The sequence below is a fragment of the Bacillus sp. FSL W8-0770 genome (genome assembly GCF_038008705.1).
In the GTDB taxonomy this organism is placed as follows: Bacteria; Bacillota; Bacilli; order Bacillales; family Bacillaceae_G; genus Bacillus_A; species Bacillus_A cereus.
Map to the genome: position 1 here is coordinate 3417802 of NZ_JBBOZR010000001.1, position 22698 is coordinate 3440499.

Here is a 22698-nt window from a genome sequence, read left to right on the forward strand (position 1 = left end):
ATTCTCCCTTTTTTATTTTATATATTCGAGGACGGAAGAAAAGTGCATAGAAAAAGGGGCGTATTGTACGCCCCTCATCTTACTTATCCTCTGTAATATATGCCCATTTATAGCTGTAGTCTCCACCAACTGGATGGTGAACAATACCTTTTACTTTAGGTCTTTGAACGATAGCATCACCACGTTGATATAATGGTGCAATTGCTGCATCTTCCAATAACATTTTCTCCGCTTTCAGTAAGCTATCCCAACGCTCTTTCGTTTTCGTTAATAGCTCACCTTTACCTTTTTGTACAATTTCATCATATTTAGGATTTGAATATCCTGTTTGGTTATGAGGGCCATTTGTAACGAACATATCAATGAATGTCATTGGATCTAAGTAGTCAGGTCCCCAACCAGCGTAAGATAAATCATAATCTAGATCTGATTCTAACTTTAACTTTTGTTTAAATGGCTGGTTTTTCAAATTCACTGTTAAACCTGGTAAGTTTTTCTCAAGTTCTCCTTTTAAGAATTCTCCTACTTTTTTCGCACCATCACCATCATAGTTTAATAGTTCTACTGTAATTGCATCTTTTCCAAGTTCTTTTTTCGCTTTTTCCCAATGCTCTTTTGCTTTTTTCACATCTGTTTTTAAAATATCTCCATTTTCTTTACGGAAGTCTTTTCCATCTGGGCTCTTAGCAAATTCTTTTGGTACTAAGTAATCTGCCGGTGTAGATCCGTCATTTAAAATAACGTTCGTTAAGCCTTTTTTATCATACGCTTTTGCAATCGCTAAACGTAGATCTTTGCTCTTTAACACCGTATCTTGCCCACCACGTTTTTGGTTTAAGCGTAAGAAGTACGTTGACGGTGTTTTTTGTGTAAAGAAGTCGGGGTTTGATTTATATTTGTCAACAAATTCAGATGTAAGTCCTGAACGATCGATTTGTCCACTTTCATATAAGTTAACACGTGTACCGCTATCTTTTACTACGTTAAAGTTGATTTCATCTAACTTAACTGTTTTATTATCCCAATATTGTGCATTTTTCTTTAACTTCCAACCTTCTTCATGTTTCCAGTCTGTCAATGTAAACGGTCCGTTGTATAACGTCGTATCTGATTCTAAACCGTACTTTTCACCTTTTTCTTTTACAAATTTCTCGTTTAATGGATAAAATGTTCCAAATGAAGTTAATTCTACAAAGTAAGGAACTGGATTTTCTAATTCTACTTCTAACGTATAGTCATCTACAGCTTTTACTCCTAACGTATCTAGTTCAGCTTTTCCTTCATTAATCGCTTGTGCATTTTTCAAATCAAACATAATGTATGCATATTCTGCTGCTGTATTTTTATCTACCGCACGTTTCCAAGCAAACACGAAATCTTTCGCTGTTACAGGCTCTCCATTTGACCATTTTGCATTTTTATTTAATGTAAATGTATACTTTTTACCATCATCACTCTTTTTATATGATTCAGCAACTCCTGGTGTTGCTTTATTATCTTTATCAAGTCGATATAAACCTTCCATTACGTTGTTTAAAGCTAGAAACGATACTTGGTCTGTCGCTTTAGCAGAGTCCATAGATGGAATCTCTTGAGACTCTGTTAAATTAAGCACTTGCTTCGCCGCTAGCTTTCCACCTTCTTTTTCACCGCTTTTTGGTGGTGTGCTTGCCTTCTCTTTATCTCCTGATCCAGAGCAAGCTGTTAATGCCATACTCATTACTAAAACTGGTGCTACGACCGCTGTCAATTTTTTCATCTTTTTTCTCTTCATTTTTTTGTACCCTCCCCAATTATATGTACGATATTAACATTTAGAAATTCTCTACTAACTTTCGTTATCAGAAAATTCTTATTAATTAATATTCTACTGTTTTTTTAAATTTTGTAAAGTATTTTTGTAAATTTTCTAAATATTTATTTTTTTATTATAGTAACTTGTTGTTTTAACTACTATATGAATTATCCCCCGTCTACTATATGTAAACATCCCTCCCCTTATTCCACTCTATTACTACGTTCTATATTTTTCTTATTAGCATGAGGTCTCTTACTATCATCTGTCTTACTACTTACTGACCTCTCTAAATTCCTCCGATAGAACCTTCCTAATTACCTACCCGATTCTCAATAGACTAACGAGATTTATTCCCTTATACATACTAAAAAGCATTTCAAAAGCAGCTCAGCCACTTTTGAAATGCTTTCACTTTATTTTTTTCCGCCATCCTCAGTTACATACGCCCATTTAAAGCTATATTCTGGACTGATGTTATGTTTCACAATTCCTTTTACATTCGGTTTCATTACGTACGATCTTCCTGTTTGATATAAAGGTACTAACCCTGCATCTTCTTCAAGGAATAATTTTTCAGCTTTTCCTAACGTTTCCCAGCGTTTTTTCGCATCACTCATTAATTCATTACCTGCTTTTCCTACCATTTCATCGTATTTTGGGTTTGAATAACTCATTTGATTGTACGGGCTCTTCGATTCAAACATATCAATAAATGTCATTGGATCCGCATAGTCTGGACTCCAACCTGCATAAGAAATTTCATAATCTTGCGCAGTTTCTAATTTTAATTTTTGTTTGAACGGCTGAATTTTCGTATTAATCGTTACACCTTTTAAATTTTTCTCAATTTGATCTTTTACATAGTCAGCAATCTTTTTCGCAGTTCCATCATCATAGCTTAGCAATTCAATTGTAACTTGATCTTTTCCAAGTTCTTTTTTCGCTTCTTCCCACGCCGCTACTCCTTTTTTCGGATTATATTTCAGACCATTTTTAAATGTATCTTGATAATCTTTACCATCTGGCCCTGTCGCAAGTCCTTTTGGAACCAATTGATCTGTTGCTTTTGATCCATTATTTAAAATTACATTCGCCAATCCTTTTTTATCAACTGATAATGCAATTGCTTCACGAAGTTTTTTGCTCTTTAAAGGCGTATCTTGTCCGTTACGTTTTTGATTTAAACGTAAGAAGAATGTACTTGATTCCGCATACTCACCATATTCTTCTTTGTTCGATTTATATTTATCTACAAACTCTCCTGATAGTAATGTAAAATCAATTGATCCTGTATCATATAAGTTTACTTTCGTTGCAACCTCTTTTACTACACTGTAGTTAATTTCTTCTAATTTCACAGTCTTTTTATCCCAGTACTTATCATTTTTCTTTAGCTGCCAACCTTGTTCATGTTTCCATGAAGACATAACGAATGGACCGTTATACACAGTTGTATCTGCTTCTAAACCGTACTTATCACCTTTTTCTTTTACGAATTTTTCATTTAATGGATAGTATGATGGGAATGCTAATAAATTTAAGAAATACGGTACCGGTTTTTCTAATTCTACTTCTAGCGTGTAATCATCTACCGCCTTCGCTCCTAATTCAGTTACAGGTTTTTCTCCTTTGTTAATCGCTTCTGCATTTTTAATATAGTAAGCAATAAATGCATATTCTGCCGCAGTATTCTTATCGAGTAAGCGCTTCCACGCAAAAACGAAATCTTTCGCTGTTACAGGATCACCATTTGACCATTTTGCATCTTTTCGCAGTTTAAACGTATACTTTTTACCATCTTCACTTTTCGTACTAGACTCTGCCGCAGCAGGAATTGGCTTATTATCTTTATCAAGGCGATATAGGCCTTCCATCGTGTTCCCTAAAATTTGCGAACCTAATGTATCAGTAGATTTAGAAGTATCCATCGTCGGAATTTCTTGGTTTTCCGTACGATTTAATACTTGTTTCGCTGCATATTTAATATCAGATTTTTTTTCTTCCCCACTATTTGATGTAGTAGTCGTTTTCTTTTCCCCACCTGACCCAGAACATGCTGTCAATGCAACACTCATCGCTAAAACTGGTACTACAACTGCCGTTAACTTTTTCATCTTTTTTCTCTTCATTTTTGTACCCTCCCTAATTATATGTACATTACCAACCCTTGAGAGACCCCTTACTAAAGAATTATTTTTCAGAAAATTACAACTAATGTTATTCTACTCTTTTTTTCGTATTTGTAAATAGTTTTATTTTAAATATTCTGGTTTTAACTTTTTGTAATTTGGTAGAGCTTATCCCCCATCTACCATATGTGCATACTTTGCTCCTTATTCTTCTTTATTTTGCTATACTACAAGTTTACATTTTAATTTGCAATATACAAAAAAGCATTTCAAGGTAGCTAAGCTACTTTGAAATGCTTTTTTTACTCTATTATTTTTCAGTTACATACGCCCATTTAAAGCTATATTCCGGACTGATATTATGTTTTACAATACCTTTAATATTTTGTTTTAGAACATATGCATCACCACGTTGGTATAAAGGTACAAGTGCTACATCTTGCTCAAGAAGTAATTTCTCAGCTTTCCCTAACTCTTCCCAACGTTTCTTCGCGTCACCCATTAATTCAGTGCCAGCTTTTTTGATCATATCATCATACTTTGGATCAGCGAAGCTCATTTGGTTATGAGAATGTTTAGACTGGAACATATCTAAGAATGTCATTGGGTCAGCATAGTCAGGTCCCCAACCAGCATATGATAAATCATAATCTTGCTCTGTTTCTAATTTCAGTTTTTGTTTGAATGGTTGAAGTTTAATATTAACAGTTACACCTTTTAAGTTCTTCTCAATTTGATCTTTTACATATTCCCCAACTTTTTTCGCATTACCAGTATCATAGTTTAATAGCTCAATTGTAACTTGGTCTTTTCCAAGTTCTTTTTTCGCTTCTTCCCAGGCTGCAGCAGCTTTTTTCGCATCTGGTTTGATACCATTTTTAAATGTTTCTTGGAAGTCTTTTCCGTCTGGTCCAGTCGCTAACCCTTTCGGTACTAAGAAGTCTGCTGGTTTAGATCCGTCATTTAAAATAACGTTTGCTAGATTTTTCTTATCGATAGAAAGCGCGATTGCTTCACGTAATTTCTGACTCTTTAATGGTGTATCTTGTCCACCACGTTTTTGATTCATACGTAAGAAGAATGTACTTACTTGTGAGTATGTGCCAAACTCCTCTTTGTTATTTCTATATTTGTCAACGAATTCACCTGATAGAAGTGCGAAATCAATTGCACCTGTATCAAATAAGTTTACCCTTGTATTTATTTCTTTTACTACACTATAGTTAATTTCATCTAATTTTACAGTCTTTTTATCCCAATATTGATCATTTTTCTTTAGTTTCCAGCCTTGCTCATGCTTCCAATCAGTAAGAACGAATGGTCCGTTATATACTGTTGTATCAGACTCTAAACCGTATTTATCACCTTTTTCTTTTACGAACTTCTCATTTAATGGATAGTACGATGGGAACGCTACTAAGTTTAAGAAGTATGGTACCGCTTGTTCTAATTCAACTTCTAATGTATAGTCATCTACCGCCTTAACTCCTAGTTCAGTTACTGGTTTTTCACCTTTATTAATCGCCTCTGCATTTTTAATTGGGAATGCGATAAACGCATATTCTGCAGTTGTTTTTGGATCTAATAATCGTTGCCATGCATAAGCAAAGTCTTTTGCTGTTACAGGATCACCATTTGACCATTTTGCATCTTTACGTAGTTTAAATGTATATTTTTTACCATCTTCACTTTTCGTACTAGATTCTGCTGCAGCTGGGATTGGTTTATTATCTTTATCTAATCGATATAAACCTTCCATTGTGTTTCCTAAAATTTGAGAACCTAAATTATCTGTATTTTTTGAAGTATCCATTGTTGGGATCTCATTTGTTTCTGTGCGGTTTAGCACTTGTTTTGCTGCTAATTTTTCCCCTGACTTACTATCTCCACTAGAGTTAGAATTTGTGCTTGTCTTCTTATCTCCACCTGATGTAGAACATGCTGTTAACGCCATGCTCATTGCTAAAACCGGTGCTACAACTGCTGTTAGTTTTTTCATTTGTTTCTTTTTCATTTTGTACCCTCCCTAATTCTTAACGATAGCTATTAAAGAATTTTCTGATAATTCTGTTTTTCTCTATATATTTATCAGACGATTCTTACTAATTCTTATTCTACTAATTTTTTAATTTTTGTAAAGTATTATTATTGAAAATTTTTAAAAAATTATTTTTTTACAGTAATATTCATAAAAATTCCATATGTTGTTCAAACCTTATTTTGCATTCATACACATTCGTTGTTTTAATCACTTCGATCTCATTTACCGCTTGAATACTTGTTAATTATTGCTAATAAATAATGCATATATCTAAAAACATCTTTTCTACAAAAATAAAAAAGCAGACATTTCGTCTGCTTTAATTCTCCTCAATTTGCTTTTCACTTAATCCTAGATGTGTTCTAAGAGTATTACTCAAACTCTGTAGATCTTTTTTATTAGGATTATAATAATATACACGTTGCCCGTTTGGGCCATTAGGTAAGTATAAATCATCACCAGCTAATTGTATTTTTTCAACTGAACCGTTTAAACCGTATTTATAAAAAGATAAAATATCATCCATTACTAAATTTGTTTTAAAATCACCATCAACCGCCTCAACTATTTTTTCTAACTTCGTAATCGATCCTACACTTTTTAATTTACTTAAAATCGCTTCAATAATAAGTTGTTGGCGTTGTCCTCTCATTGCATCACTATCAATATGGCGCGTTCTTGCTAGTGCAAGTGCTTCTTCCCCATTTAATTTTTGTAATCCTTTTTTCAAATGAATCGCATCAGGTTCATCTTTACTATTTTGCTCCGTAAATTCAACTGGGACATCCACTTCAATACCATCTAACCCATCAACAATTTTAGTAAAGGAACCAAAATTAAATTTCACAAAATAATCAACAGGCACCTGTAACAATTTTTCTACCGCTTCCACAGAAGCTTGCGGTCCTCCATCTTTACCATTTTTAACGAAACCACTTCCATATGCATGGGTTATTTTATCTTTTTTCTTTTCAACTGGAACATATGTATATGTATCACGCGGTATGCTCGTTAATTTCACTGTTTTATCGTCTTTATTAAAAGTCGCTAACAATAATGCATCTGTATGAAATGCACCATTATATTCCTTTTGTCGTTCTTGATTTTCATCAATTCCCATAATTAAAAGTGAAACATGATTTGCAATTGGCTTTACAGATTTCTCACGTAAATTGGATTTTTCACCTCGTGCTAAATTCAAATTAGATTTTTGTACAAGACTAGAAGTTTTCATATATACATAGGCTCCATAGCCAATTCCACCAAATAGTAATACCGCCAGTAGTAAACTTATTATCTTTTTCTTTTTATATTTTTGCTTATTTTTCTCTTCTCTTAAAGATGAATGATTCCCCATTTACTCTCCTCCTGTTTCTATTGATCCAATATGTTTTTCATTTTTTCATATTTAGCGCTATCCTTTTGAAACATACTTTCTTTCAATCCCTTATCTATTTGTATCCATTCAGTCGTAACTGAATATTGAATCAAGCCTTCTTGAAAACTAAGAAATTTCAACATAATCCCTGTATTTTTCTCCACAACCATTTCGAATTTCCCTCTTAAATCTTCAGAGGTGCTAACAGGCATCTCTATGTTTATAACTCCTTCAATTTTGTAACAATCTAATCCAAGATATTTCGTTTCTTTATAATTCCAATCTTTATATCGAATTAATAAATCTGCGAATTCTGATTGAATACTATATTTAGCTAGCCCTACATATTCATCATCATATCTCTTTTTCTCATCTGATTTTCTCACTAACCTTTCCGTAGGATTTAATTTTAATAGTTCATTGTTTCTTTCTTTCGGGTTCCATTTTGTCTCTTTATAGGTATACTTCTCATCATCAAACTCTTTTTTCTTGCCCTCGTTATATATAATTGTTCGTTTTTTGGCTAGTTTATCTTCTTTCGAAGAGATACCTCTTTGTTTCTCCGTATCAATCGCATACTTATATGTTGTAGCAATTCTTGATGAGCTAGAATATTCCTCAAATTGTCCTGAAATATTTTTAAAATAATCAATAGAATCTAGCATTTTTTGATGAATCTTTTCTTTATCTGGATAATGTACATTCGATTTTATTTCTTCTTCATTTTCATAATCAGAAAACGCTTTTTTCTTTACATATTCAAATACTCCACCATTTTGCGCAAAACTTTGTATAGAAAACTCAGACATAGATACCACTGAAAGTATACAAACCGCTGCACTAATTATCATCATATGAATTTTGTAACTCTTCTTTTTTACCTGAAGATTATGTAGCGTGCCATTAATTTTTTCATTTAACTCTGGAGGTACTATAACATTTTCATCTTTTATTCTCTTTTTTAATTTCTCATCAAATAATTTTTCATTATCCATCCTTTACACCCCCTATTCCATCTTTAATCGTTTTTGTAGTTGTTCCCTCGCGCGTGATAATCTTGATTTCACTGTTCCTTTCGGTATTTCTAACAGCTTTGCTATACTCTCTTGATTCATATCTTCATAGTAATAAAGCACCGTAACAGCTCTTAATTCTTCATGTAACGATTGAATCGCATTACACAAATCTATATCTTCATACTGATCACACGCACTCATATTGTAATCATTCTCTTCTGTCACAATTACATTTTTATACGCTCTAATAATATTGTTACACTCATTTATTAGTATTCGAATTAACCAAGTTTGAAAAAATTCTTCTTTTTTTAATTTTTTTATATTTTCATAGGCTTTTAAAATTGTTGTCTGTATCGCATCCTCTATATTTGTCTCATCACGTAACATCGCCTTTGCTATTCGATACATCTTCACTTTTTCTGTATGTATAAGCGCTATAAAGGCTTCATGATCACCTTTTTTCGCTAAAGAAACATCCGTTTCTTCTTTTATAATCATTTTATATAAAGGGATTACTTTCACAATCGCTCCTCCTGTTTCATCCTCACTTCATCACTTCCAATTTAACTTTACATATATTAGACGTATGAACCTAGAAAAAGGTTCACTTTTTTGAATATTTTTTTAATTAAAAAGATAAATATCCTTTATAAGGATGCAATAAACATACTAGTTTAAATTTACAAATAAAAAAAGCCCACTTTCTCAGTGGACTTTCTACTCTATAACGGTAAATCCCTCTTCCTAAATACTACAATCGCTACGATAAAAATACAAAGCGCTACAGCAGTTAAACTTATACTTACCGGCCATATATTATATGATCCTTCAGCAATTTCTTTCGGACGAAACAGCGTGAATAATGATAGGTTTTTCATCCATTCTAACTTATCACTTAACTTCCCTACCATATCCAATACGAAAAATAAGATAGTTAAACTCGCTGAATAACTTAGTGCTTTTCTTTCGTCATTACATATACAAGAAAAGAAAAATGAATAGGCACTAACGACTAAAAATATGAGCCCTCCGACTACATTTATCTTCAAAAATAATTCTTTATTTAAGTTATTATCCTCTAAAAACCATTCAGCACCTACTATACCCGCTACATACGTAACCGCTACAATAATCAGTAGTCCTAATATAAGAATAGCCGCTTGCGTAATTGCGATTCGTACTCTAGATACAGGCGTTGCTAGCAAGTAAGCCATTGCTCCTTTATCTACATGACGAGCAATTAAATGTGTCGCAACTGTTACGCAAAAAATTGTTAAAATGATAATAAACAATAGACTATAGTATTCGCCCGCTAGAAAATCCATTACGTTTTGAATCGGACTTTCCATACCAACGATTTTTTTCACACTATCAGGCATGGCACCTATTAATTCATTTAGCCCTTTTGCTGATACCATTGACGGGAATATCCAAATTAATAACCACAGATATAAAGCTGCACCAGACGCATAACTCAAAATACTTTTTTGTGTTTCTTTCAAACTAGCTAAAAATAATTGCTTATTCATGCGTTATCCCTTCTTTCTTATCGTAATAATGCATAAATAAATGTTCTAAATCCATCGCTCTCGTTTGAAGTGCCGTTACATTGTAGTTTGAAAGTGTTTGTAAAACAGTTTGATAGTTTCCTTGTACAATGATAGATGCCTCTCTGCCTTTTACCGCTTCAAATTGCAAATTACACTTTGTAAGAGACTCAATCTCTTCTTGTGATGATACTGTTACATCTATCACCTGTCTTCTCATACTTTGTAAATCGTGAATATTTTCAACCGTTACGAGTCGACCATCTTTAATAATAGCTACTCTGTCACAAGTTCTCTCAATTTCAGTGAAAATATGCGAAGACATAAGAATTGTTTTTCCTCTTTGCTTTTCCTCTAATATTAAATCTATAAACACTTGCTGCATAAGTGGATCAAGCCCAGATGTTGGCTCATCTAAAATTAACACCTCTGGATCGTGCATAAATGCAGCGACTATCCCTACTTTTTGCTTCATTCCTTTAGACATTTTGCGAATCTGTGTTTTCACATCAAATTGCAGACGCTCTATTAGTTCATCTCGTCTTTTTGTATCCTTTAATCCACGCATTCCTTGCATTAATTTTAAAAACTCTAATCCGTTCATTCCTTCAATAAAAGAAATTTCACCCGGTAGATAACCAACTTCCCTTTGAATTTTCGCTGCTTCATTCCAACAATCTAATCCAAAAATTGTCGCTTTACCAGCTGTCGGTTTTATAAATCCCATTAAATTACGAATCGTCGTTGATTTTCCAGCACCATTTGGGCCTAAATAACCAAATACTTCTCCCTTTTTTACATCAAATGTAATATGAAACAAACCTTTTCCATTCGAAAACTGTTTTGTGACATCTTGAACTGAAATCATAATTCCACCTCATTTTTTGAAATATTTAATACGTGATATTTCAAAATTATTGTACTCCTCATCTTCCATATTCGCAACAACTTTTTGAAATATTTATTAGTTCATATTTCAAAATTATTGTTTTCCATTATTTTTTCTTGTATATTTTAAGTGAGGTGATTGCATTGAACGGCTTTGAAAGAGTAAAAGAAAAGAAAAAACGTGCCATTAAAGAAGCAGCATTCGTATTATTTTCAGAACGTGGATTTAATGAAGTGAAAATAGAACATATCGCAAAAGAAGCCAACGTTTCTCAAGTTACAATTTATAATCATTTCGGAAGTAAAGATGCGTTATTTAGGGAGCTTATACAAGAATTTATCATATCTGAATTTCAATATTATAAAGATCTTGCAGAAGAAAAATTACCTTTTCATGATATGATGCAAAAAATGATTGTAAGAAAAATGAATACTGGCGGGTTATTTCAACCTGATATGTTACTGCAAATGATGCAAAGGGACGAAGAACTCCGAAAGTTTATTTATAGTTATCAAAATGAAAAAATCTTGCCCTGGTATTTAGAAATATTAGAACGAGCTCAGCGCAAAAACGAAATTAATCCACACCTTACTAAAGAAATGATGTTACTTTACATTCAAATGTTTACTAAATTAGGTGATGATTTTGGGGCACAACTTCTTGAAGGAAATCGCGAAAAACATATACAAGATATAGTCACTATGTTCTTCTATGGTCTTTCTGTTCCACAAAAATAAAAAAGACACGAATTTCGTGTCTTTTTATTTTATAGAAATGACTCTACCTTTTTCACTGCTTTCAATCGCTAATTGAATCAGTTTAATAACATCTAAACCTTCTTTTGCTGTTACAGGTAGTTTCTCACCATTTAATATACTATCTCGCACACCTTTATAATAATTGTCATAACAACCGACTTCTGTTGGAATACGCTCTAAGTTTTCTTCTGTTTCTAAAGTAGCAAAATTCTCTTCATCGTCTACTCCATAACCGTTATCACCTGGCTTCATTCCATTTTTTAATTGCTCTTCCTGCGAATCCATACCGTACTTCACGATAGAACCTTTCTCTCCATGCACTATAAAATGCGGTCCAGCTTTTTTCACATAACTGCTACTACGTAAAATGACACGTTTAACTCCGTAATGAAGTACTATGTGGAAATAATCATCCACCTCTGCACCTGGTCGTTGTTTTATTACATCTGCACTTATCGCATCTGGTTTCCCGAATATTGATAACGCTTGGTCAATTAAATGCGACCCTAAATCGTATAATATACCGGAGCCTGGTAGATTTTTTTCTCTCCATCGATCACGTACATGTGGACGGAAACGATCAAAATTCGATTCATATGCGTATACATTCCCTACTCTGTTTTCTCCTAACAATTTCTTAATTGTTAAGAAATCATTATCAAAACGACGATTATGATATACGCTTAACATTACATTATGCTGCTCTGCTAATGAAATAAGCTTTTCCCCTTCTTCAATTGAGACAACAAATGGTTTTTCTACAACAACATGCTTACCGTTTAAAATTGCTTCTTTTACATATGGAAAATGAGTTGTATTAGGTGATGTAATAACAACTAAGTCAACATCAGCTCGCTTCACCAATTCATCAATTGTACTAACAACATTAGCATTTGGTAATGTTTCTTTTACTACCTCTTCTTTTGAGGATAATACAGCACGAATATCATATTCTTCTATCGTTTGCAATAGTGGGATATGAAATGTCGTACTAGAAAAACCAAATCCTACAATCCCTACACCTATTTTTTTCATGTTGCCCCTCCATTTGTCCCGCTTTAACAGGCAGTAAGATTCCTAACCAAAAATTCAGCGAAAGCTAAGGAATTAGGTGAGAAATCAACTGCTTGTTAAAGCCCGATTGGTTCAACTAATAATCAGTGTGGATAAAGAAAATCCCCATTGATTAAAGTTTCACTTTATGAGAACGATTTCATTCAGTTATTATAACAAGATTATTATTATTTACATAATAAATTGCCTAGAAAAAAGCATCTTGCTATTATTCATAGCAAGATGCCCTCTTTATTCTGGTCTTTTCTTCGTCCACGTTTCTACTACTTCACCAGTATCATTAACATCTAGCACTAGGCTACCATTACTATACCGGTCTTTATTTCGATACGCTTTCGGATCAATCTCTTCTACAATGTTTTTCTCTGTCTTCATGTAAACTAATTCATCGTCCCGAACAATTTCAATACCGACAATGCGGTACGGATTACGTTTTAATTCTTTGAAAATAACAAGACCTCGTTTCGCCCTCGTTGATTTTTCAATTTCTGATGCTTTTAGACGTTTTACAGCACCGCGCTGTGTTACGAGAATAAGTTGATCTTTGTCACCATTTAACGGTTTACCAGAAGCGACATAGTCATCTTCTTTTAAATTAATTGCTTTCACGCCAGCAGCTCTTACACCGACTGGACTTACTTCATCTTCATGGAAAATAAGTGCATATGCACCGTGTGTAGCAAGAACGATATCACTCGTTCCATCTGTCGCAAATATATCGACAACTTCATCATCTTTTTTCAAGTTTACAGCAACGAATGCCCTTGAATAACGCTGAACTTTATATTGATTTAATTCTGTTTTCTTTATCATACCATTTCTTGTTACAAATACGATAAATCGTTTTTCTTCCTCAAAGTTCTGTACAACCGTTGCCCAAATGATTGTTTCATCCCGGTCGAGTGAAACGATATTAGCAACGTGCTGACCTAAATCTTTCCAACGAATATCTGGCATTTCGTATACTGGCAGATATATATAGTTTCCTTTATTCGTAAATAAGAGGACTGTCTCTGTCGTATTCGTATCGAATCGTTCAAGTAAGATGTCACCCTCTTTCATACCGAAGTCTTTGCCGTTTGAGGCATTGTGTGAGCGCCATCCAGTACGTTTCACATATCCTTCTTTCGTTACAGTAACGATGACATCTTCTTGTGGGATCATAACTTCTACATCGATTTTAATTTCCTCGATTTGATCTTCAATAATCGCGCGTCGATCATCACTATATGTTTTCTTAACTCTCTTTAAATCTGTTTTAATTACTTGAAGTAATCTTTTTTCACTTTGTAAAATTGCCTGTAGCTCAATAATTTTCTTATTAAGCTCATCTGCTTCTTCTTGTAACGCCGTAATGTCTGTATTCGTTAAGCGATATAATTGCAAGGAAACAATTGCTTCTGCCTGTGCTTCTGTAAAGCCAAATTTTGCACTTAAATTATCTTTCGCGTTACGTTTATCTTTTGAAGCTCGAATTGTTTCAATTACTTGGTCTAAAATCGATAATGCTTTCTTTAAACCTTCTACAATATGTTGACGATTTTCTGCTTTTCTTAATTCATATTGCGAACGTCTCGTAATAACCTCTTTTTGATGTCCAATATAAGCATCTAAAATTTTCGGTAATGTCATAAGTGTTGGACGACGATTATTGATCGCTACCATATTAAAGTTATATGGAATTTGCAAATCTGTATTTTTATATAAATAATTTAAAATACCTTCGGCATTTGCTTCTTTTTTTAATTCAACAACAATCCGTAAACCAGTACGATCTGTCTCATCACGCACTTCAGCAATACCATCTAACTTTTTATCTAGACGTAATTCATCCATTTTCTTTACAAGATTTGCCTTATTCACTTCGTAAGGAATTTCAGTGATTACAATTTGTTGTTTCCCACCGCGCACTGTTTCAACTTCTGCTTTTCCGCGAATAATAATTTTACCTTTACCTGTTTCATACGCCTTTTTAATACCATCAATCCCCTGAATAATACCGCCTGTTGGGAAATCTGGTCCTTTCATAACTGTTAATAAATCATCAACAGTACTATTTGGCTTATCAATACGCATCATTGTAGCATCAATAACTTCTCCAAGATGATGCGGAGGAATTTCTGTTGCATAACCAGCGGAAATCCCTGTAGATCCGTTCACTAATAAATTCGGGAACGCTGCTGGTAATACAACCGGTTCTTCACTCGTATCATCAAAGTTTGACACGAATTCAACTGTTTCTTTATCAAGATCACGTAATAATTCAGATGCGATTGGTGATAAACGAGCTTCCGTATAACGCATCGCTGCCGCTGGGTCCCCATCAACACTACCGTTATTACCATGCATTTCAACTAAAACATTACGTACTTTCCAAGTTTGGCTTAAGCGTACCATTGCTTCATATACAGAGGAATCTCCATGTGGATGATAATTACCGATAACATTACCTACTGTTTTAGCTGATTTACGAAACGCTTTATCATGTACATTACCTTCTACATACATAGAATATAAAATACGTCTTTGTACTGGCTTTAAGCCATCACGTGCATCTGGAAGTGCACGATCTTGAATAATATATTTACTATAACGTGCAAAGCGATCACCTAACACGTCTTCAAGCGGGAGGTCATGAAACTTCTCTGCTTGCATGTTATTCCACCTCCGTCTCCATAATCATTTCATTTTCTAAAATATTTCCTTCTTCTTGCATACCAAACTGTACATTACGTTCAATCCATTTACGGCGCGGTTCTACTTTATCGCCCATTAATGTTGTAACGCGACGCTCTGCTCTTGCTGCATCATCAATTTTCACGCGAATTAATGTACGCGTTTCAGGATTCATTGTTGTTTCCCATAATTGATCCGCATTCATTTCACCAAGTCCTTTATAACGTTGTAACATATAGCCTTTTCCAACTTTTTTCGTTACACCGTCTAATTCCTCATCTGACCAAGCGTATTCAATTACCTCACTCTTACCTTTTCCTTTACTTACTTTGTATAAAGGAGGAAGTGCGATAAACACTTTACCAGCTTCGATAAGTGGCTTCATATATCTGTAGAAGAACGTTAATAACAATACTTGAATATGAGCCCCATCCGTATCGGCATCGGTCATAATTACAACTTTATCGTAGTTAATATCTTCAACATCAAATTCATTTCCTACACCGCCGCCAATCGCATAAATGATTGTATTAATCTCTTCATTTTTAAAGATATCAGCAAGCTTTGCTTTTTCTGTATTAATTACTTTACCACGTAACGGTAATACGGCCTGGAAACGTCGGTCTCGTCCTTGTTTCGCAGAACCGCCGGCAGAGTCACCCTCTACTAGGTAAAGTTCATTTTTTTGCGGGTTACGTGATTGTGCAGGTGTTAATTTCCCGCTTAACGTACCTTCTGATTTTTTCTTTTTCTTACCACTACGCGCTTCTTCTCTTGCTTTACGGGCTGCTTCACGGGCTTGTGCTGCTTTAATTGCTTTTCTCACAAGAAGTGTAGCTACATCAGGATTTTCTTCTAAAAAGTATGCTAAATGCTCAGATACAATGGCATCAATTGAAGAACGCGCTTCACTTGTACCTAGTTTTCCTTTCGTTTGCCCTTCAAACTGAAGCACTTCTTCTGGTACACGTACCGAAACGATAGCCGCTACACCTTCACGAATATCTGTGCCTTCTAAGTTTTTATCTTTTTCTTTTAATAGTGCTACTTTACGAGCATACTCGTTAAACACACGCGTCATCGCTGTTTTAAATCCAGCTTCGTGTGTTCCACCATCTTTTGTACGTACGTTATTTACAAACGATAAAATGTTTTCTGAGTAGCCATCGTTAAATTGAAATGCTAGTTCTGCTTCAATTCCATTTTGTTCACCAGTGAAATATACAACTGGATGAATGGAATCTTTTTCTTCGTTTAAATATGAAACGAAAGCTTCAATTCCCGTTTCATAATGAAATACATCCTCTAAATCATTTCGCTCATCTTTTATCGAGATTTTCATTCCTTTTAATAAGAATGCAGATTCACGTAATCTCTCACATAATGTTTCATAATTATAATTTGTTGTGCTGAAAATCGTTGTATCTGGTTTGAAATGCATCGTAGTACCAGACTCTTTCGTCTTCCCGATTTTCTCAAGCGTCGTTACAGGAACACCGCCATTTTCAAAGCGTTGTTCGTAAATATTTCCGTCACGCTTAATCGTTACGACTAACCATTCTGATAAGGCATTTACAACCGATGCCCCAACACCGTGCAAACCACCACTCGTTTTGTAACCACCTTGACCAAACTTACCACCGGCATGAAGTACAGTTAAAATAACTTCAGGTGTAGGTTTCCCAAGTTTATGCATTCCCGTAGGCATTCCTCGCCCTTTATCTATAACGCTAATACTATTATCTTTATGTATTACGACTGAAATTTCGTCGCCAAATCCCGCTAACGCTTCGTCAACGGAGTTATCTACTATTTCATATACTAAATGATGCAATCCACGGCTGTCCGTGCTCCCGATATACATACCCGGGCGTTTTCGAACGGCTTCAAGTCCTTCTAACACTTGAATCGCATCTTCATTATATTGGAACTGATGCTTCGCCAAACTCCTTGCCCCTTTCCTAATCCAAAATCAGAACATATGTTTCTATTATAGAATAACGCCTCGACTATAGTTTTGGCAAGTTATCTTATCTCTTTTATATACCATTTTCAATAGAAAAATCCTTGTTTTCTCACAAGGATTCCTCTAGGCTACTATTTCAGAAAAATAATCGTTTGTCAACGAGAAATGGATATGTATTCCAAGATTACACATTCCAAACCTTTATTATGATCCAAATGATCAAGATCCAAAATGGGATTACAAATAACAACCCCCAAAAACAGCCTTTAAAAAATCTCATGATGAACACCTCGTTCATCGGCCCTACTTATCTATAATGAGGGCTGAATCAATCTTTCTACCTTTAAATCTATACTATTTTGTCATCGCATGTTCTACTTTAATACAACGATCCATTATTACAGTATAGTCTTTTTCTTTTAAAAATTTATATGTATCCTCATCTTGTACTCCTAATTGTGCCCAAAAAACATCTGCATCAATCTCTACGAATTCTTTTGCAACATCCATTAAAAACTCTGAGCGACGAAATACATTTACTATGTCAACGTGTTCCTTAATATCCTTTAGTGAAGAAACTGCCTTTTCTCCAAGCACCTCATCTACTGTTGGATTAACTGGAATAATGCGGTATCCAGCATCTTGCATTGCTTTTGAAACCATATACGATGTACGTTCTGGCTTATCTGATAATCCAACAACCGCAATTGTTTTGCTTTTCTTTAACACTTCACCAATTTCCGTACGAGTTGGGTTTTCAATTGTCATAATTAATCCCTCCTATTCCTTTAGTATAGCCGATAAAGAAAGTCTCTTTCAATATGAAAGAGACTTTCTTTTATTTCAATTATTGATTCTTTGTAGCTGAATTATCTGCTAAAGTAGCCGATTTCGTCATTTTTTGACCGTTACGGTAGAATGTAACTTCTACTTTCTCGCCTACTTTTTTCTTTTCATATAAATATTTACGGAATTGAAGCGCATTCTCTACTTTTTGATTATCTAACGCTACTACGATATCATATTGCTCTAAACCAGCTTTTTCAGCCGGTGATATTGGGTAAATTTTACCTAATACAACACCATTAGTTACTTCTTTCGGTACTTTCAATTGATTGACTGCATAAGCTTGCACATCTTCTAATGAAACGACACCTACTCCAAGCGCTGGACGTTTCACTACTCCGTCTTTTTCAAGTGATTCAATAACTGGCTTTGCGATATTAATTGGAATAGCAAATCCAATTCCTTCAACTTCTTGTTGTGCAATTTTACTTGAGTTAATCCCAATTATTTCACCATTTTGGTTAAATAATGCACCACCACTGTTACCAGGGTTAATCGCTGCATCTGTTTGAATAACTTGTGCTTGCCAATCTGGTCGTTTATCGCCATCAATATCAACTGGAATTTCACGTTCTTTACTACTGATTATACCTTCCGTTACACTTCCATCAAAACCTAGTGGGTTACCGATTGCAATTGCTTTTTCACCCGCGCGGATTTTACTTGAGTCACCTAAAGTTGCAACTTTATTCACATTAGCCCCGTCAATTTCAATAACAGCTAAGTCTAACCAAGGATCTTTCCCTACTAACTTTGCATCTACCTTTTTACCATCACTTAGTTTTACAGCAAGTTTATTTGCACCATCTACTACGTGGTTGTTTGTTACGATATATGCTTTATTCCCTGCTTTTTTATAAATAACACCTGATCCTGAACCAGCTTGTTGTTCTTGACCTGTCGGTTGCATTGCAAATGGATCAACACTTTGTTGCATATTAATAACACCTACAACAACATCTTTCGCCCCTTCAATCATACCAGGTAAATCAGTTTCATTTTTCGCTTTATTTACAACAGGAACTACAGTACCTTCTACTTTTAAATCCGAACTAAATGATGATACTGGCGCTCCATTATTTTGAGCCCATGGCATATATGGTGCTGCAAAACTAATCGAAACCGCTCCGACTACAGCCCCCACTAAACCTGTGAAGAAATAGCCTTTTTTACTACCTGATTTTCTCACTTCTCTCGTTTCACTATGCTCTTCATTTAAATTTGGTCCGTCGTAATATCCCATGTTTTATTTCCCCTCTCTGGTGAATTCGTATTTTCAGTATAGTCACGTTTTGTGTCCTTCTTGTGAACTCATCGTGAAATCTAATTAAAAAAATACTCCTATCTAACATTGTAGACAAAAAAAGTATTTTTTGTACATTCTACCTTCAAAAGAGAGTATAAAATCGCCATTTCCCTAGGCTAAATTACACAAATCGTTCTAGATTATTCTTCAAATTTATAACCAACTCGAATAACAGTACCGATATGCTTTGCTTTATCTCCTAGCTTATTTCGAAGTTTTTTAATATGGGTATCAACCGTTCTGTCATCACCGTAATAGTCATATCCCCATAACTGATCTAATAAATGTTGACGTGACAACACGATTCCTTTGTTCTCCATTAAATACACAAGAAGTTCAAATTCTTTATGTGTCAATATAATTTCTTCTCCATCTACTAAAACAGTTCTAGATAGACGATTTACTTCTATTCCAGCTAAAGACATAGCATTTTCTTCCGCTACTCCTACCGCACCATCCGCACGTTTCAATAACGTCTTTGCGCGAGCTACTAATACTTTCGGGCTAAATGGTTTCGTTACATACTCGTCTGCACCTAATTCGAAACCTAGCAATGTATCATCCTCATCCGAACGTGCTGTCAACATAATAATTGGTACTGCTGATTCTTTTCTAATTCTTCTACAAACAGACCATCCATCTATTTCCGGTAACATAATATCTAACATAATTAAATCAATTTCATGCTCTGCAAATAACTCTAACGCTTTTTTTCCATCTTCTGCTTCGATTACTTCAAAGCCTTCATTACGAAAATAATCACTAACAATTTCACGTAATCTTCTTTCATCTTCAACAAGCAATACTGTTTTATTCATATAATCTATCCCGCCTTTTTACTCTTTCAATCGAATAATACGTTGATTGGAGCTTCCGCGAAATGGAAGTGCTAAATCTTTTTTCTCAATTTCAAACCTTCCATCGACTAAAACATCCCCATAATGTAACAACTCTATCATATCATTATTTTGAGAACTCTGTATCTCTTCTAACGTATAACCTGTATACATCCATAGGTTTTTTTTCAAATCTTTTACGATTTTTGCTACCTTTTTCACTTCAGCAGCTTGAAAAAATGGATCTCCACCTGAAAATGTTACATCAGTTAATGGATTACTTGCAATCTCTTTCACAATTTCTTCTACTGTCATTTCCGTTCCATTGCAAATATTCCACGATTTCGGATTATGGCAACCAACGCAACGATGCGGACAGCCCGCAAAAAACACGACTGTCCGCAATCCTTCTCCATCTACTACACTATCATGAATAATATTCATCACTTTCATTTATGTTTCACCCGATCTATCTCTTCACTACGTTTCGCACTATTCCACTTCGACATATCTCCTACAAGATAGCCTGTTATACGGCGAATTCTTTCTATATTAGCCTCATCTTTATTCCCGCAACTTGGACATTCATTCCCAATAACCCCGTGATAACTACAGCACTTACAACGGTCAACAGGATGATTAATTGAACCGTATCCAACGCCATGTTCTGCCATGGCTTGTACAATTTGTTTTAATGCCTTTTTGTTATGCATTGCTGCTCCATCTAGTTCAATATAAGTAATGTGTCCTCCATTACAGAGAGCATGGAACGGGCCTTCTAAACGGATTTTATTTATCGCTTGAATGTTATAATAAACTGGAATATGGAATGAATTCGTATAGTAATTATGGTTCGTTATACCGTTAATTTCACCAAATTCTTCTCTATCTTTTTTCACAAACTTCCCTGATAATCCTTCTGCTGGAGTTGCAATTACTGAGAAATTCAGTTGATGTTCTTCTGTCGCTTTATCCATTCTATCTCTCATAAAGGAAATAATTTCATACCCAAGTTTCCATGATTCTCCATCTTCCCCATGATGCTTTCCTGTTAAAGCTACTAAACATTCCGCAAGACCGATAAAACCAATACTTAACGTCCCTTGTTTTAAAATCGAGGCTACGGAGTCTTCAGGCTGCAACGTTTCTCCACCACGCCATACACCTTGTGAATATAAAAACTGAAAATCTCTTGCTCGCTTCGTACATTGATACGCATATCTTTCTAATAGCTGCTTAATTCCTAAATCTAAATAATAGTTTAGCGCTTCAAAAAACGCTTCTTTTGAACCACTAATTAACGCTAATTTCACTAAATTAATAGACGTAAATGATAAATTCCCTCTACCAATCGCTGTTTCTTCTCCATGTATATTAGACATAACACGGGTACGACATCCCATGTAACATACTTCACTTTCTGGTCTTCCATCATAATGTACTGCATTAAACGGAGCATCTAAAAATGAAAAGTTAGGGAACAATCGTTCAGCCGTTGTCTCTAATGCTAATTCAAATAAATCGTAGTTCGGATCACTTTCTTCAAAATTCACACCTTTTTTCATCTTGAAAATTTGAATCGGAAAAATCGGTGTCTCTCCTTTACCAAGTCCAGCTTGTGTCGCTTTTAAAAGTTGTTTAATTAACATTCTTCCTTCTTTTGATGTATCTGTTCCGTAATTAATAGAAATAAACGGTACTTGTCCTCCGCCCCTACTATGCATACTATTTGAATTATGAACGAAAGCCTCACACGCTTGATACGTATCATTTTCCGTTTCTTTCCATGCGAATTCTTCTATTTGTTCTTTCGTAAGCGGATATGATTGTAATCGTTTTTTATGTCTCTCAATTGTTTTTCGTACATAAGGTGCTAAATCAATATCAAAGAGTGCAAACGATTGACCACCATGCTGCATATTTTGATTCGCTTGAAAAATAATAGACGAAAGAGCCAATGCACTTTTAATGTCTTGCGGTTGTCTCATATGTCCATGTCCAGTATGAAAACCGTTAGCAAGCATTTGCGCTAACGGAATTTGTGAACAAGTCGTCGTTCCTGTCGCATAAAAATCTAAATCATGTGGATATAATATATTTTCATTTATCGCTTTTTTCACTTGATCTGACAATAAATTCTCAACAGCATAATATTTTGCACTCTCAGATGCAAATGTTCCCATTACGCCCATTGGAGAGCGGCCGTCTACATTTGCATTTTCTTGCATTAAATCTTGTTCATTGCCGTGGACTATTGTCTCGAACACTTTCATTAATTCTTCTTCTCCACGTGTATTATTTTGTAACATTTATAACCCTCCACCAATATGTTGTTATCTTTTGATTAAAATGTTACTACATATAGTCTTACTGTTTCTGTGAGAAATGTAACATTACTGTGAAATTTTTTTCACGAAATAATGAATTTTTCATTT

The 22698-nt window shown here is 34.6% G+C and carries 17 protein-coding genes; 1 reads left to right on the forward strand and 16 read right to left on the reverse strand.

The genetic code is table 11. The features are described 5' to 3' along the window. Nucleotides 1–79 precede the first annotated feature (79 nt). From NST27_RS17520 to NST27_RS17555, 8 genes are all read right to left on the reverse strand, one after another. On the reverse strand, nucleotides 80–1774 hold the full coding sequence (locus tag NST27_RS17520; protein WP_000823437.1) for a peptide ABC transporter substrate-binding protein: 1695 nt from the start codon (nucleotides 1772–1774) through the stop codon (nucleotides 80–82). Between the two features lie 437 nt (nucleotides 1775–2211). Further along, on the reverse strand, nucleotides 2212–3927 hold the full coding sequence (locus NST27_RS17525) for a peptide ABC transporter substrate-binding protein (protein WP_000823474.1): 1716 nt from the start codon (nucleotides 3925–3927) through the stop codon (nucleotides 2212–2214). Between the two features lie 310 nt (nucleotides 3928–4237). Further along, complete coding sequence (locus NST27_RS17530) at nucleotides 4238–5941, reverse strand: peptide ABC transporter substrate-binding protein (protein ID WP_000730149.1); 1704 nt, start codon at nucleotides 5939–5941, stop codon at nucleotides 4238–4240. Between the two features lie 346 nt (nucleotides 5942–6287). Further along, complete coding sequence (locus NST27_RS17535; protein WP_000526724.1) at nucleotides 6288–7325, reverse strand: LCP family protein; 1038 nt, start codon at nucleotides 7323–7325, stop codon at nucleotides 6288–6290. Nucleotides 7326–7342: 17 nt separating this feature from the next. Further along, nucleotides 7343–8341 carry a hypothetical protein gene (locus tag NST27_RS17540; protein ID WP_000368246.1) on the reverse strand — a complete coding sequence of 333 codons (999 nt, stop codon included), beginning with the start codon at nucleotides 8339–8341 and terminating at the stop codon, nucleotides 7343–7345. Nucleotides 8342–8353: 12 nt separating this feature from the next. Next, on the reverse strand, nucleotides 8354–8887 hold the full coding sequence (locus NST27_RS17545) for an RNA polymerase sigma factor (RefSeq protein ID WP_000864723.1): 534 nt from the start codon (nucleotides 8885–8887) through the stop codon (nucleotides 8354–8356). 200 nt (nucleotides 8888–9087) lie between these two features. Then, a complete protein-coding gene (locus tag NST27_RS17550; protein ID WP_001041436.1) occupies nucleotides 9088–9894 on the reverse strand; it encodes an ABC transporter permease subunit in 807 nt (268 codons plus the stop codon). Beyond that, complete coding sequence (locus tag NST27_RS17555) at nucleotides 9887–10780, reverse strand: ABC transporter ATP-binding protein (protein WP_000626582.1); 894 nt, start codon at nucleotides 10778–10780, stop codon at nucleotides 9887–9889. Before NST27_RS17555 ends, NST27_RS17550 begins: the two co-directional genes overlap by 8 nt. A 155-nt stretch (nucleotides 10781–10935) precedes the next feature. Here NST27_RS17555 and NST27_RS17560 point away from each other — a divergent pair, with 155 nt between their 5' ends. Next, nucleotides 10936–11538 (forward strand): TetR/AcrR family transcriptional regulator, encoded by a 603-nt coding sequence (locus NST27_RS17560; RefSeq protein ID WP_118043338.1) that lies wholly within the window; start codon nucleotides 10936–10938, stop codon nucleotides 11536–11538. Between the two features lie 24 nt (nucleotides 11539–11562). Here the strand turns inward: NST27_RS17560 and NST27_RS17565 are convergent, their stop codons facing one another. The 8 genes from NST27_RS17565 to NST27_RS17600 all read right to left on the reverse strand — a co-directional run bounded on the left by NST27_RS17565 (nucleotide 11563) and on the right by NST27_RS17600 (nucleotide 22572). Next, nucleotides 11563–12594 carry an oxidoreductase gene (locus NST27_RS17565; protein ID WP_000719773.1) on the reverse strand — a complete coding sequence of 344 codons (1032 nt, stop codon included), beginning with the start codon at nucleotides 12592–12594 and terminating at the stop codon, nucleotides 11563–11565. A 270-nt stretch (nucleotides 12595–12864) separates the two neighbouring features. Then, complete coding sequence (gene parC / locus NST27_RS17570; RefSeq protein WP_001147465.1) at nucleotides 12865–15288, reverse strand: DNA topoisomerase IV subunit A; 2424 nt, start codon at nucleotides 15286–15288, stop codon at nucleotides 12865–12867. Between the two features lies 1 nt (nucleotide 15289). Beyond that, nucleotides 15290–17254, reverse strand: a complete 1965-nt coding sequence (gene parE, locus NST27_RS17575; RefSeq protein ID WP_001062202.1) for a DNA topoisomerase IV subunit B — start codon at nucleotides 17252–17254, stop codon at nucleotides 15290–15292. Nucleotides 17255–17629: 375 nt separating this feature from the next. Further along, a complete protein-coding gene (locus tag NST27_RS17580; RefSeq protein ID WP_000151387.1) occupies nucleotides 17630–18043 on the reverse strand; it encodes a CoA-binding protein in 414 nt (137 codons plus the stop codon). A 79-nt stretch (nucleotides 18044–18122) separates the two neighbouring features. Further along, entirely contained in the window at nucleotides 18123–19364 is a 1242-nt protein-coding gene (locus tag NST27_RS17585) for a S1C family serine protease (RefSeq protein ID WP_061662070.1), read from the reverse strand. Nucleotides 19365–19567: 203 nt separating this feature from the next. Next, nucleotides 19568–20245, reverse strand: a complete 678-nt coding sequence (locus NST27_RS17590; protein WP_001044679.1) for a response regulator transcription factor — start codon at nucleotides 20243–20245, stop codon at nucleotides 19568–19570. Between the two features lie 18 nt (nucleotides 20246–20263). Then, complete coding sequence (gene nrdG / locus NST27_RS17595; RefSeq protein ID WP_000867077.1) at nucleotides 20264–20716, reverse strand: anaerobic ribonucleoside-triphosphate reductase activating protein; 453 nt, start codon at nucleotides 20714–20716, stop codon at nucleotides 20264–20266. Beyond that, entirely contained in the window at nucleotides 20713–22572 is a 1860-nt protein-coding gene (locus tag NST27_RS17600) for an anaerobic ribonucleoside triphosphate reductase (protein WP_000940073.1), read from the reverse strand. The genes nrdG and NST27_RS17600 overlap by 4 nt, the downstream gene beginning before the upstream one ends. Between the last annotated feature and the right edge of the window lie 126 nt (nucleotides 22573–22698).